Here is a 13,379-nt window from a genome sequence, read left to right as displayed (position 1 = left end):
GGCTTACTTCACGCGCATGCCGGGCTTCGCGCCGCTGTGCGGCTCGAGGATGTAGAGACCCGGTTCCGCCTTCTCGTCGGTGGCCGACGCGGCGAGCACCATCCCTTCGGACAGCCCGAACTTCATCTTGCGCGGCGCGAGGTTCGCGACCATCACCGTCAGCTTGCCGACGAGCTGCTCGGGCTGGTACGCGGACTTGATGCCCGAGAACACGTTGCGGGTCTTTTCCTCGCCGACGTCGAGCGTGAGCTGCAGCAGCTTGTCCGAGCCTTCGACCGCCTGGCACGCGACGATCTTCGCGATGCGCAGGTCGATCTTCGCGAAATCGTCGATCGAGATCGGTGCGTCGTCGGCGCCGTTCACGACGGCCGGCTTCGCGTTCGCCTTCGCGTTGCTCTTCGCCTCCTTCGCGGCGCTCGCGCTCGCGGCGGCCGCACCCGTTGCCTCGGCCTGCAGCGAATCGCGGTTCGCGGCGAGCAGCGCCTCGATCTGCTTCGCGTCGACGCGCGTCATCAGGTGCTGGTACGCCTTGATCGGCTGCGCCGACGACAGCGGCTTCGCGGCATCGGCCCACGCGAGCGGCGCGATCCCGAAGAACGCCTCGACCGCTTCGGCCACGCGCGGCATCACCGGCTTCAGCGCGAGCGACAGCAGGCGGAAGGCTTCGAGGCTCACGCTGCAGGTTTCGTGCAGCGCGACCGCGTTGGCCGGATCCTTCGCGAGATCCCACGGCTTCGCGCCGTCGACGTACGCGTTCACTTCGTCCGCGAGCTCCATCGTGTGGCGCAGCGCGCGGCCGTATTCGCGTGCTTCGTAGCTCGCGGCGATCTGTGGAATCGCCTCGCGCAGCTTTGCGACGAGCGGATGATTCATCGCGCTGTCCTGCACGCGGCCGTCGAAACGCTTGATCAGGAAGCCGGCCGCGCGGCTCGCGATGTTCACGTACTTGCCGACGAGATCGCTGTTCACGCGCGCCTGGAAGTCGTCGAGGTTCAGGTCGATGTCTTCCATCGTCGCGTTCAGCTTCGCGGCGTAGTAGTAGCGCAGCCACTCGGGGTTCAGGCCGGTGTCGATGTAGCTCTGCGCGGTGATGAACGTACCGCGCGATTTCGACATCTTCGCGCCGTCGACCGTCAGGAAGCCGTGCGCGAACACGTTGGTCGGCGTGCGGTGGCCCGAGAACTCGAGCATCGCGGGCCAGAACAACGTGTGGAAGTACAGGATGTCCTTGCCGATGAAGTGATACTGCTCGGCCTTCGAGCCCGGACGGATCCATGCATCGAAATCGACGCCGTTACGGTCGCACAGGTTCTTGAAGCTCGCGTAGTAGCCGACCGGCGCGTCGAGCCACACGTAGAAGTACTTGCCGGGCGCGCCCGGGATCTCGAAGCCGAAGTACGGCGCGTCACGCGAGATGTCCCAGTCGGCGAGCTTGGCTTCGCCGGCGTCGCCGAGCCATTCGCGCATCTTGTTGGTCGCTTCGGGCTGCGCGAGGCCGCTGACCCATTCGCGCAGGAACGATTCGCAGCGCGGATCGGACAGGCGGAAGAAGTAGTGCTTCGAGGTCTTGCGCACCGGCGTCGCGCCCGACACGACCGAATACGGGTTCAGCAGTTCGGTCGGCAGGTACGTCGAGCCGCACACTTCGCAGCTGTCGCCGTACTGGTCCTTCGCGTGGCACTTCGGGCACTCGCCCTTGATGAAGCGGTCCGGCAGGAACATTTCCTTGACCGGATCGTACGCCTGCTCGATTTCGCGTTCGGCGATCAGGCCGGCTTCCTGCAGCGCGAGATAGATCTTCTCGCTCAGCACGCGGTTCTCGTCCGAATCGGTCGAATAGAAGTTGTCGAACGACACGCCGAAGCTGTCGAAGTCGCGCTTGTGCTCGGTCCACACGCGGTCGATCAGCTGCTTCGGCGTCAGGCCTTCCTTCTCCGCGCGCAGCATGACTGGCGTGCCGTGCGTATCGTCGGCGCCGATGTAGTAGACCTCATGACCATGCATTCGCAGCGTCCGCACCCAGATGTCGGTCTGGATGTACTCGACCAGGTGGCCGATGTGGATCTGCCCGTTGGCATAGGGCAGTGCGGACGTAACGAGGATCTGGCGGCTGCCTTGCGGCGCCGCAGCCTGCACGGAAGTGAGGTCGGATGCGGACATAGGGTCTTGAGAAGAACAGCGGGAAAAACGACGGGAAATTGCGATTCTAGCAGGGGCGCGGGCGAGCGCGGCGGGCAGGCGCGGCGGACCGGGCGCCGGAACGGGCGGAGCCGCACACGCGGCGTGCCCGGCGGCGTTGTGCTGCAACGCAGCATGAATTCTGCGGGCAAAAAAAACCGGGGCGGATACGGCCCCGGAGCAACAACGACAAGAGGAGAATGGTGACGCGCCGGCAACGCCAGCCGCGTACCGTAAATACTGACCACGGCCTGCGACAGAAGTTCGAAAATTTTTTCGATTTGTTACCGGCCCCGCCCGAAGCCTTGTCAGGCGGGGCTGTGCGGGCAAGGCGCCCGCACGTTTCCCCTCGTGGTCGTGCTTACTGATGCTGTTGCGGTGCGCGCAGGTAGATCTCGACGCGGCGGTTCTGTGCGCGGCCGGCTTCGGTCGCGTTGTCCGCGATCGGGTTCGACGGGCCCATGCCTTGCGCCGACAGACGGCCGCCGTTCACGCCGCGCTGCACGAGCGCGTTGACGACGCTTTGCGCGCGGTTCTGCGACAGCGTCTGGTTCAGCTGCGCCGAGCCCGTGCTGTCCGTGTAGCCGACGATCGACGCCGTCACTTGCGGGTTCTGGTTCAGGGTCGTCGCCAGGTCGTTCAGCAGCGGCGTGAACGCCGGCGTGATCGCGTACTGGTTGGTCGCGAACGTGACCGAGCTCGGCACGTTCAGCTTCAGCGAGCCGTCCGGCTGCTCGGTGACCTGCGTGCCCGTCTGCGCTGCCGACGGTGCGAGCTTGTTCTTGATCGCTTGCCAGTTGTACCCCGTCACGCCGCCGACCAGTGCGCCGACGCCTGCCCCGATCGCCGCGCCCTTGCCGCCACCGGCCAGTGCGCCGATGCCCGCGCCCAGCGCCGCACCCGTGCCGGTGCCGACGGCCGTGTTGTTACCTTGCTGCGTGGCGCAGCCTGCCAGCAAGGCGCCGGCGAGTGCGAAGACGGACAGGCGAGTCGCGATTTTCATGTTCATCTTGGATTCCTCTCTTGGTTGAACGAGTCGACAACGACGACAAACAACAGTGATGGCTCCCTGCGCGGGCTGCCCGAAAAAGGCGGGCAGACCCGTGCTCGCGGCAGCCGCCGAGGCGGTCGCATGCCCTGTCCGTCAGCGTGGCTGTTCGGGCAGTGCGACGCGTCAGCCTCTACAATATAGGCGGTGAGTGGCCGATTTGGCCCTATAGCATGCCGCACGCGAAGAGTGCGCCGGGTCGCGCGTTCGCGCAATGGCGTGCAACAGATTCTTTCACTTTTCCCGATTTTCGCAGCGTAATTTGATATTTTTTGACGTTTGCGCGCGAGAAAAACGTTTTCACGGAGTTTTGATGAGCATTGACCGGGCACAAGTCGACGCCGCGCTGGCGGCAGTCGTCGATCCCAATACCGGCCGCCCGTACGCGGCGAACAAGGGCGTGCGCAACGTCGCGATCGACGGCGATGTCGTGGCGCTCGACGTGGTGCTCGGTTATCCGGCGCGCAGCCAGCACGACGACGTGCGTGCGCGCGTCGCCGCGGCGCTGCAGGCCGTGCCGGGCGTGCGCGACGCACGCGTCGCCGTGTCGCAGGAGATCGTCGCGCACACGGTGCAGCGCGGCGTGAAGCTGTTGCCGAACGTGAAGAACATCGTCGCGGTCGCGTCGGGCAAGGGCGGCGTGGGCAAGAGCACGACGGCCGTGAACCTCGCGCTCGCGCTCGCCGCGGAAGGCGCGTCGGTCGGCATTCTCGACGCCGACATCTACGGCCCGTCGCTGCCGACGATGCTCGGCATCCACGGCCAGCGCCCCGAGTCGCCGGACAACCAGTCGATGAACCCGCTGGTCGGCCACGGGCTGCAGGCGAACTCGATCGGCTTCCTGATCGAGGAAGACAACCCGATGGTGTGGCGCGGCCCGATGGCGACGTCCGCGCTCGAGCAGCTGCTGCGCCAGACCAACTGGCGCGAGCTCGACTACCTGATCGTCGACATGCCGCCGGGCACTGGCGACATCCAGCTCACGCTCGCGCAGCGCGTGCCCGTCACCGGCGCGGTGATCGTCACGACGCCGCAGGACATCGCGCTGCTCGACGCGAAGAAGGGGCTGAAGATGTTCGAGAAGGTCGGGATCCCGATCCTCGGCATCGTCGAGAACATGAGCATCCACATCTGCTCGAACTGCGGCCACGAGGAGCACATCTTCGGCGCCGGCGGGGCGGAGCGGATGGCGAAGGATTACGACGTGACCGTGCTCGGCAGCCTGCCGCTCGACATCGCGATCCGCGAGCGCGCCGACAGCGGCACGCCGACGGTCGCGGCCGATCCGGATGGCGCGCTTGCGCGTCGCTACCGCGACATCGCGCGCGGGGTCGCGCTGGCGATTGCCGAGCGATCGCGCGACATGACGTCGAAGTTCCCGTCGATCGTTGTTCAAAATACGTAAAACCCTTGCGGGGCGGGGCCTCACGCTGTTTACGGCGCCGCGAGGCGCGGTATCATGGCGACTTTTCCCGGGTCCCTTTACCCGCCCGGCGCGGCCGTCGTCTCAAACGGCGGCCAGCCGGCATGAGGATCGAATGAAACAACGACATCACGGCGTGCGCGCCGGCCGCGTGCAGCGCGCGCTGCTGGCCGCCGCCGCGCTGGGCCTGCTGGCCGGCTGTACCTCCTTTTCCTCGTCGCACGAAAAACGGGCCGACGCGCAGTTGCAGCCAACGGTCGGCTCGCAGGCGCGCGGCGCGGTGACGTTCGTCGAGCGCCCGGACGGCGTGCAGGTCACCTACAACCTGGTCGGCCTGCCGCCGAACAGCGATCACGCGCTGCAGGTGCATGAACGCGGCGACTGCAACGCGGGCGACGGTTCGAGCGCCGGCCAGGTGTTCGCACCGGCCGCCGACCGGTTGCGCGCGGGCGCGCGCGTCGCCGGCGATCTCGGCAACATCCACGCGGATGCGAACGGCGTCGCGGCCGGCTTCATCGTCGCGCCCGATCTGGCCCTCGATGGCGTGCGCTCGGCGATGAACCGCGCGGCGCTGGTGCACCGCGACTCGAGCGACCCGGCGTTTCCGCAGCATGGCGCGGGGCCCGCGCTGGCTTGCGGCGTGATCCGGTGACGGCCGCCGCGTGCGTGGGCCGATGATCGCGTAAAATGTGCGCCTTTCCCGGCCGCCGTCCCGACCCGGCGGCCTTCGTTTACCGTCACGCAGCGTTTCCAGGCGCCCCGATATGAGCATCAAGTCCGACAAATGGATTCGGCGCATGGCCGAAGAGCACAAGATGATCGAGCCGTTCGTGCCCGATCAGGTCCGCGCGTCCGAGGACGGCCGCCGGATCGTCAGCTACGGCACGTCGAGCTACGGCTACGACATCCGCTGCGCGGACGAATTCAAGATCTTCACGAACATCAACTCGACGATCGTCGATCCGAAGAACTTCGACGAGGGTTCGTTTGTCGATTTCAAGGGCGACGTGTGCATCATCCCGCCGAACTCGTTTGCGCTGGCCCGCACCGTCGAATATTTCCGCATCCCGCGCACCGTGCTGACCGTCTGCCTCGGCAAGTCGACCTACGCGCGCTGCGGGATCATCGTCAACGTGACGCCGTTCGAACCCGAGTGGGAAGGCTACGTCACGCTGGAATTCTCGAACACCACGCCGTTGCCCGCGAAGATCTACGCGAACGAAGGCGTCGCGCAGGTGCTCTTCTTCGAAAGCGACGAGGTGTGCGACGTGTCGTACGCCGATCGCGGCGGCAAGTATCAGGGTCAGCGCGGTGTCACGCTGCCGAAAACCTGATCTGGTTGCATAACGTCTCACCAGTTTCCGGGTGACCGCTGCGCGTGACGCGCCGCGGTCGTTCTTTTTGGAGAATCGCCCATGAAGTTTCGTTTTCCCGTCGTCATCATCGACGAAGATTTCCGCTCCGAGAACATCTCGGGCTCCGGCATCCGGGCGTTGGCCGAAGCGATCGAGAAGGAGGGCGTCGAAGTCCTCGGCCTCACGAGCTACGGCGATCTGACGTCGTTCGCGCAGCAATCGAGCCGCGCGTCGTGCTTCATCCTGTCGATCGACGACGACGAACTCATGCTCGGCGAAACCGGCCCGGACGGCGAGCTGCCCGAGCTCGCGACCGCGATCATCGAGCTGCGCGCGTTCGTCACCGAAGTGCGCCGCCGCAACGCGGACATCCCGATCTTCCTGTACGGCGAGACGCGCACGTCGCGCCATCTGCCGAACGACATCCTGCGCGAACTGCACGGCTTCATCCACATGTTCGAGGACACGCCGGAGTTCGTCGCGCGCCACATCATCCGCGAGGCGAAGGTTTATCTCGACTCGCTCGCGCCGCCGTTCTTCAAGGAACTGGTGAAGTACGCGGACGAAGGCTCGTACTCGTGGCACTGCCCGGGCCACTCGGGCGGCGTCGCGTTCCTGAAGAACCCGCTCGGCCAGATGTTCCACCAGTTCTTCGGCGAGAACATGCTGCGCGCGGACGTGTGCAACGCGGTCGATGAACTCGGCCAGCTGCTCGACCACACGGGGCCGGTGGCGGCGTCCGAGCGCAACGCGGCGCGCATCTTCAGCGCCGACCACCTGTTCTTCGTGACCAACGGCACGTCGACGTCGAACAAGATCGTCTGGCATGCGACGGTCGCCCCCGGCGACATCGTGCTGGTCGACCGCAACTGCCACAAGTCGATCCTGCACGCGATCACGATGACGGGCGCGATCCCCGTGTTCCTTACGCCGACGCGCAACCATTTCGGCATCATCGGGCCGATCCCGCGCGACGAATTCAAGCCGGAGAACATCCGCAAGAAGATCGAGGCGAACCCGTTCGCGCGCGAGGCGATGCGCCAGAACCCGGACATGAAGCCGCGGATCCTGACGATCACGCAGAGCACGTACGACGGCGTGGTCTACAACGTCGAGATGATCAAGGACCTGCTCGGCGACCTGCTCGACACGCTGCACTTCGACGAAGCGTGGCTGCCGCACGCGACGTTCCACGATTTCTACCGCGACATGCACGCGATCGGCGACGGCCGTCCGCGCACGGGCGCGCTCGTGTTCGCGACGCACTCGACGCACAAGCTGCTCGCCGGCATTTCGCAGGCGTCGCAGATCGTCGTGCAGGATTCGGAGAACCGCACATTCGACAAGCACCGCTTCAACGAGGCGTACCTGATGCACACGTCGACGAGCCCGCAGTACGCGATCATCGCGTCGTGCGACGTCGCGGCCGCGATGATGGAGCCGCCGGGCGGCACCGCGCTCGTCGAGGAATCGATCGCCGAGGCGATCGACTTCCGCCGCGCGATGCGCAAGGTCGACGCCGAGTATGGCGACGACTGGTTCTTCAGCGTGTGGGGCCCGGACAACCTGTCCGAGGAAGGCATCGGTTCGCGCGAAGACTGGATGCTGAAGCCGAACGACCACTGGCACGGCTTCGGCCCGCTCGCGGAAGGCTTCAACATGCTCGACCCGATCAAGGCGACGATCATCACGCCGGGGCTCGACGTCGACGGCGAGTTCGGCGAGACGGGCATTCCGGCCGCGATCGTCACGAAGTACCTGGCCGAGCACGGGATCATCGTCGAGAAGACCGGCCTGTACTCGTTCTTCATCATGTTCACGATCGGCATCACGAAGGGCCGCTGGAACTCGATGGTGACCGAGCTGCAACAGTTCAAGGACGACTACGACAACAACCAGCCGCTGTGGCGCGTGCTGCCGGAATTCGTCGCGCAGCATCCGCGCTACGAGCGCGTCGGCCTGCGCGACCTGTGCACGCAGATCCACGACGTGTACCGCGCGAACGACATCGCGCGCCTGACGACGGAGATGTACCTGTCGGACATGGAGCCGGCGATGAAGCCGTCGGACGCGTTCGCGAAGCTCGCGCACCGCAAGATCGACCGCGTGCCGCTCGACGAGCTCGAAGGCCGCGTGACGAGCATCCTGCTCACGCCGTACCCGCCGGGCATCCCGCTGCTGATTCCGGGCGAGCGCTTCAACAAGACGATCGTGAACTACCTGCGGTTCGCGCGCGACTTCAACGAGCGCTTCCCGGGCTTCCACACCGACATCCACGGCCTCGTCGCGGAAGAGGTGAACGGCCGCGTCGAGTACTTCGTCGACTGCGTGCGCGACTGATGGCGACGGCGACGCACGGACGAATCCGGACGATGCGCGCGGCGCTGGCCGCGCTCGTCGTCTGGGCGGCAGGATTGACGGGGCTCGCGGGCGCGGGTGTCGCCCATGCGGAAGTCGCGGCGGCCGATCCGATCGACGTCGCGATGCGGCAATGCCTCGCGCGGCGCGACCGGTCGTCGCCGGCCGGGCAGATCCAGTGCATGGGCGAAGCGCAGCAGCAGTGGCAGGCCGTGATGGACGGCGCGTACCAGCGCCTGTCGAAGGATGCGCCGGCCGACGCGAAGCGCGGCTGGCAGGACAGCCAGCGCCACTGGCTCACGTGGCGCAAGGACGAAGTGCTGCTGCTGAAGGCCGTGTACGACACGACGCGCGGCACCGCGTATGCGATGTCGAGCGCCGACCTGCAACTGCAGCCGGTGCGCGATCGCGCGCTGGCGCTGCGCGGGGCGGCCGATCGCTATGCGCCGCCGCCCGCGGCCGTGCCGGTCGCGGCGACGAGCGGTGCGCAGGGCGGGGCGGGGGCGGTCGCGCCGGCCGGCGCCAGGCCGGCGAACGCGTCGCGCGATCCGGCGGTGCGCCGGGTGCGGCCGTGTGCGCAGGACGCCGCGTGCGAACACGCGCTGTTCGACCTGAACCGCTATTACCAGAAGCTGCGCCGCAAGATGCCCGCGCATTCGGCCGCGACGCTGGTGCGCGCGCAACGCGCGTGGGTGGCGTTCCGCGATGCGACGGCGCCGCTCGTCGGCGAGGACGGACGCGTCGACCTGATCGGCGCGCGCATCGCGACGATGAAGCGGCTGTCGGAGACGGCCGGCAACCGGTAGGCATCGCCGCGATGCCGGCGATCCGGCGCGGCAACGCAAAACGGGCACCCTCGGGTGCCCGTTTGCATTTTGGGAGGCGTGTAGCGCCGTTTATGCGGGCTGCTGCGTGTCCAGACGGCCGAACCACGACGGCACGAGCGCGACCGCGTCGTCGAGCGACGCGAGCACGTGCAGGCTCAGCGCGACGATCTCGGGCGTCGGCGCCTTCAGGTCGGGCACGGTGACGACCGCCGCGCCCGCGCCGGCCGCCGACTGCGCGCCGAAGTCGCTGTCCTCGAACGCGACGCACGCGTGCGCCGGCACGCCGAGGCGTTCGGCCGCGAGCCGGTAGACGGCCGGGTCGGGCTTGCCGCGCGCGACTTCGTCGCCGCCCGCGATCGCGCGGAAGAACGGCAGCACGCCGACCGCGTCGAGCCGCGCGCGGATCACGTCGCGCGCGGACGACGACGCGACCGCGCACGGAATGCCGGCCTGCGCGAGCGTGTCGAGCAGCGCGAGCGCGCCCGACTTCAGCGGAAACTTCGGATGGGGTTCAGGCGCGGCGAGTTGCTCGCGCACGCGGATGCGTACCGCGTCGAACGTGTCAGCGTCGCCGATCAGCCGCGCGAGGATCACCTGGCCTTCGGCGAACGAGCGGCCGACGATCTGCAGATAATCGATCTCGGTCAGCACGACGCCGTGCGCGTTCGACACGTCGATCCACGTGTTCATGATGGTCCGCTCGGAATCGACGAGCAGGCCGTCCATGTCGAAGAGCGCGGCGGAAAAGGTCATCGGGGGCATCCGTGAAGCGATGAAGCGGGGAAGGCGACGGGCGGCGCGACGGCCGCCCGAATGAAAAACGGACGCCGAAGGCGTCCGTCAGGGACCGCGGGCCGTTACTTGCCCAGCGCGGCGCGGGCAGCCTTGACGGCCGCGCGCACCTGGTCGGGCGCGGTGCCGCCCGGGTGGTTGCGGCTCGCGACCGACCCTTCGAGCGTCAGGTAGCCGAACACGTCGTCGCCGATCAGGTGCGCGACGTTCGGCAGTTCCTGCTTCATTTCGTCGAGCGTCAGGTCGGCGAGGTCGATCCCGCGGTCGTCGCAGATCTTCACCGCGTGCGCGACGGCTTCGTGCGCGTCGCGGAACGGCAGGCCGCGCTTGACCAGGTAGTCGGCGAGGTCGGTGGCGGTCGAGAAGCCCTGGAGCGCGGCCGCGCGCATCGCGTCCGGCTTCACGGTGATGCCGGCGACCATCTCGGCGAAGATCCGCAGCGTGTCGGCGACGGTGTCGACCGTGTCGAACAGCGGTTCCTTGTCTTCCTGGTTGTCCTTGTTGTACGCGAGCGGCTGGCCCTTCATCAGCGTGAGCAGCGCCATCAGGTGGCCGTTCACGCGGCCGGTCTTGCCGCGCGCGAGCTCGGGCACGTCCGGGTTCTTCTTCTGCGGCATGATCGAGCTGCCGGTGCAGAAGCGGTCGGCGATGTCGATGAAGCCGACGCGCGGGCTCATCCACAGCACGAGTTCTTCGGAGAAGCGCGACACGTGCGTCATCACGAGCGCGGACGCCGCCGTGAATTCGATCGCGAAATCGCGATCGGACACCGCGTCGAGCGAGTTCGCGCAGATGCCGTCGAAGCCGAGCGTCTTCGCCACTGCGTGGCGGTCGATCGGGTAGCTCGTGCCCGCGAGCGCGGCCGCGCCGAGCGGCAGGCGGTTCACGCGGGTGCGGCAGTCGCGCATGCGTTCCGCGTCGCGCGTGAACATCTCGACGTACGCGAGCAGGTGGTGGCCGAACGTGACCGGCTGCGCGACCTGCAGGTGCGTGAAGCCCGGCATGATCGTGTCGGCGTTCTGTTCCGCGAGGTCGATCAGCGCGCCGCGCAGGTCGGTCAGCAGTCCGCCGATGCGGTCGATCTCGCCGCGCAGCCACAGGCGGATATCGGTCGCGACCTGGTCGTTGCGCGAGCGGCCCGTGTGCAGGCGCTTGCCGGCATCGCCGATCAGCGCGGTCAGGCGCGCCTCGATGTTCAGGTGGACGTCTTCCAGGTCGAGCTGCCATTCGAATTCGCCGCGCTCGATCTCGCCCTTGATCTGCGCCATCCCGCGTTCGATCGCGGCCAGGTCGTCGGCGCTGATGATCTTCTGCGCGGCGAGCATGTTCGCGTGCGCGAGCGAGCCGGCGATGTCGACGAGCGCGAGGCGCTTGTCGAAAAACACCGACGACGTGTAGCGCTTGACCAGGTCCGACATCGGTTCGGAGAAGCGGGCCGACCAGGCCTCGCCCTTTTTGTGCAGTTGGGACGTCATGGCGATTCTTCGAAGGGGAGTTGGGCGGCCGTGCGCCGCCGAGGGAATCCCGCGATTCTAACATTCGCGGGCCGGCCCGCCGGCCTTTGCCGGCGTGGCCGGTGCTCAGTCGCGCACCAGCACGACGAGCTTCAGGTCCTCGCGGTGCGCGGGCTTCAGCGTGATCTGCTGGTACACCAGGCGGCCGTCGGCCGGATGGTCGAATTCGCGCAGCCCGCCTTCGCGCTCGAACACGTCCTGCGACGCCCAGTACTGCGCGAACGCGTCGCTGCCGGCCGTCAGCGCGTCGATCAGCGCGCGCGTCGGCGCGTCGGCCAGATGGCGGATCGAATCCGCGCGGAATTCGGCCGCGAGCCGCCGCGCGCGGGTCTCCCAGTCGACGATCAGCGTGCGCGCGGCCGGCGACATGAACGTGAAGCGCAGCAGGTTGCGGTCGTGCTCGCCGTCGAGCCAGCCGGAAAAGAGCGCGGCGGCCGGCGCATTCCACGCGAGCGCGTTCCATTGGCGGTCGAGCACGTAGGCGGGCGTCGCGATCGCGGCGACGGTCGCGGCGAGCGTCGGCGGCAGGTCGCCGGCCGCGACGTCGGGCTCGGCCGGGTCGCGTTGCGCGGCCAGCTCGAACAGGTACGCGCGCTCGGCCTTCGACAGCTGCAGCGCGACGGCGATCCGGGCGAGCGCGTCGGCCGAGGCCGATACGGGCCGGCCCTGTTCGATCCACGTGTACCAGGTCGGGCTGACGCCGCACAGTTGCGCGACTTCCTCGCGCCGCAGTCCCGGCGTGCGGCGGCGCGGGCCGGGCGGCAGGCCGATGGCCTGCGGCGACAGCCGCTCGCGGTGGGCGCGGATGAATTCGCCGAGCGCGCGGGCGGGCGTGGCGTCGAGCGGCGGGACGGGGGCGGAGGACGGCTGGCTCATGCGGAAACGACGAAGTGGGAGCGAAGACGCGGTAACGATCGAACGATCAGACAGGTGGATCGAATACCAGAATAACTACTTAACTTGTACTGGTACAAACGCAGGCCTATTGTAGCGGCTCGCGCGCTGGCAGGGCAGCGGGCGTCCCACACAACGCGTTGCACGGGGCCGGATCGCGCGCTGAAGCGCCGGGTTCGGCCGACTGCATCGAGAAAAGGAGCGAACGATGAAACACCACGACCAGGTCGCCGACGCATTCGGCACGACGGCTGCCGCCTATCTGACGAGCACGGTTCATGCGACGGGCGCCGACCTGCAGACGCTCGCCGACGCGGTGAGTGCGACGCCCGATGCCGCGGTGCTCGATCTCGGGTGCGGCGCCGGCCACGCGAGCTTCGCGGTCGCGCCGCACGTGCGCGACGTGGTCGCGTACGATCTCGCCGCGCCGATGCTCGCGACCGTCGACGCGGCCGCGCGCGAGCGCGGGCTCGCGAACATCCGCACGCAGCAGGGCCCGGCCGAGCGGTTGCCGTTCGACACCGCGACGTTCGACTGGGTCGTGAGCCGCATGAGCGCGCACCACTGGCACGACATGCGCGCGGCGCTCGCCGAGGTGCGCCGCGTGTTGAAGCCGGGCGGCCGCGTGCTGATGATCGACATCGCGGGCAACGATCATCCGCTGCTCGATACGTACCTGCAGGCTGCGGAAGTGCTGCGCGACGCGTCGCACGTGCGCGACTACCGCGCGGACGAATGGCTCGCGATGTTCCGTGAAGCCGGTTTCGACGCGCAGGTGCACGGCCGCTGGCGGCTCCCGATCGATTTCGACACGTGGGTCGAGCGCATCCGCACGCCGGCCGACAGCGTCGCCGGCATCCGCGCGCTGTGGGCGCATGCGCCGGACGAGGTGCGCGGCTATTACGCGGTGCAGCCCGACGGTTCGTTCGAGCACGATGCGTTGCTGATCGACGCGCGCTGAGCGTGCGGCGCGCGCCGCGCCGTTGCGCC

At 67.9% G+C, this 13,379-nt stretch carries 11 protein-coding genes; 6 read left to right on the top strand and 5 right to left on the bottom strand.

All coding sequences use genetic code 11. From position 1 onward, the window contains the following. Positions 1-3 precede the first annotated feature (3 nt). Together metG and HWX14_RS31290 are read right to left on the bottom strand one after the other, a co-directional pair. Complete coding sequence (gene metG / locus HWX14_RS31295; RefSeq protein WP_175886090.1) at positions 4-2,160, bottom strand: methionine--tRNA ligase; 2,157 nt, start codon at positions 2,158-2,160, stop codon at positions 4-6. 379 nt (positions 2,161-2,539) lie between these two features. Beyond that, positions 2,540-3,187, bottom strand: coding sequence for an OmpA family protein (locus tag HWX14_RS31290; RefSeq protein ID WP_050012048.1), 648 nt, complete (start codon positions 3,185-3,187; stop codon positions 2,540-2,542). 352 nt (positions 3,188-3,539) lie between these two features. Between HWX14_RS31290 and apbC the strand changes: the two genes are divergently transcribed. The 5 genes from apbC to HWX14_RS31265 all read left to right on the top strand — a co-directional run bounded on the left by apbC (position 3,540) and on the right by HWX14_RS31265 (position 9,168). Next, entirely contained in the window at positions 3,540-4,631 is a 1,092-nt protein-coding gene (gene apbC / locus HWX14_RS31285) for an iron-sulfur cluster carrier protein ApbC (protein WP_175886089.1), read from the top strand. 133 nt (positions 4,632-4,764) lie between these two features. After that, the gene (gene sodC / locus HWX14_RS31280) at positions 4,765-5,301 is read left to right on the top strand and encodes a superoxide dismutase [Cu-Zn] (RefSeq protein ID WP_175886088.1); all 537 of its coding nucleotides are present in this window, start codon (positions 4,765-4,767) and stop codon (positions 5,299-5,301) included. A 112-nt stretch (positions 5,302-5,413) separates the two neighbouring features. Continuing rightward, complete coding sequence (gene dcd, locus HWX14_RS31275; protein WP_006398615.1) at positions 5,414-5,983, top strand: dCTP deaminase; 570 nt, start codon at positions 5,414-5,416, stop codon at positions 5,981-5,983. Between the two features lie 81 nt (positions 5,984-6,064). Next, the gene (locus tag HWX14_RS31270) at positions 6,065-8,344 is read left to right on the top strand and encodes an arginine/lysine/ornithine decarboxylase (protein WP_059504824.1); all 2,280 of its coding nucleotides are present in this window, start codon (positions 6,065-6,067) and stop codon (positions 8,342-8,344) included. A gap of 32 nt (positions 8,345-8,376) precedes the next feature. Further along, on the top strand, positions 8,377-9,168 hold the full coding sequence (locus HWX14_RS31265; RefSeq protein WP_175886087.1) for a lysozyme inhibitor LprI family protein: 792 nt from the start codon (positions 8,377-8,379) through the stop codon (positions 9,166-9,168). A gap of 90 nt (positions 9,169-9,258) precedes the next feature. On the opposite strand, the gene HWX14_RS31260 is transcribed toward HWX14_RS31265, so the two are convergent. The 3 genes from HWX14_RS31260 to HWX14_RS31250 form a co-directional block, all read right to left on the bottom strand. Then, complete coding sequence (locus HWX14_RS31260) at positions 9,259-9,942, bottom strand: HAD family phosphatase (protein WP_175886086.1); 684 nt, start codon at positions 9,940-9,942, stop codon at positions 9,259-9,261. 104 nt (positions 9,943-10,046) lie between these two features. Then, positions 10,047-11,456 (bottom strand): argininosuccinate lyase, encoded by a 1,410-nt coding sequence (gene argH / locus HWX14_RS31255; protein WP_175886085.1) that lies wholly within the window; start codon positions 11,454-11,456, stop codon positions 10,047-10,049. 105 nt (positions 11,457-11,561) lie between these two features. Then, positions 11,562-12,371, bottom strand: coding sequence for a helix-turn-helix transcriptional regulator (locus HWX14_RS31250; protein WP_175886084.1), 810 nt, complete (start codon positions 12,369-12,371; stop codon positions 11,562-11,564). A gap of 226 nt (positions 12,372-12,597) precedes the next feature. Here HWX14_RS31250 and HWX14_RS31245 point away from each other — a divergent pair, with 226 nt between their 5' ends. Beyond that, positions 12,598-13,350 carry a class I SAM-dependent methyltransferase gene (locus HWX14_RS31245; RefSeq protein WP_175886083.1) on the top strand — a complete coding sequence of 251 codons (753 nt, stop codon included), beginning with the start codon at positions 12,598-12,600 and terminating at the stop codon, positions 13,348-13,350. Positions 13,351-13,379 lie beyond the last annotated feature (29 nt).

The organism is Burkholderia sp. BCC0044, assembly GCF_902832955.1.
GTDB lineage: Bacteria > Pseudomonadota > Gammaproteobacteria > Burkholderiales > Burkholderiaceae > Burkholderia.
Note: the sequence above shows the minus strand (reverse complement) of the source record. Positions and strands in the feature narration are given on the sequence as shown.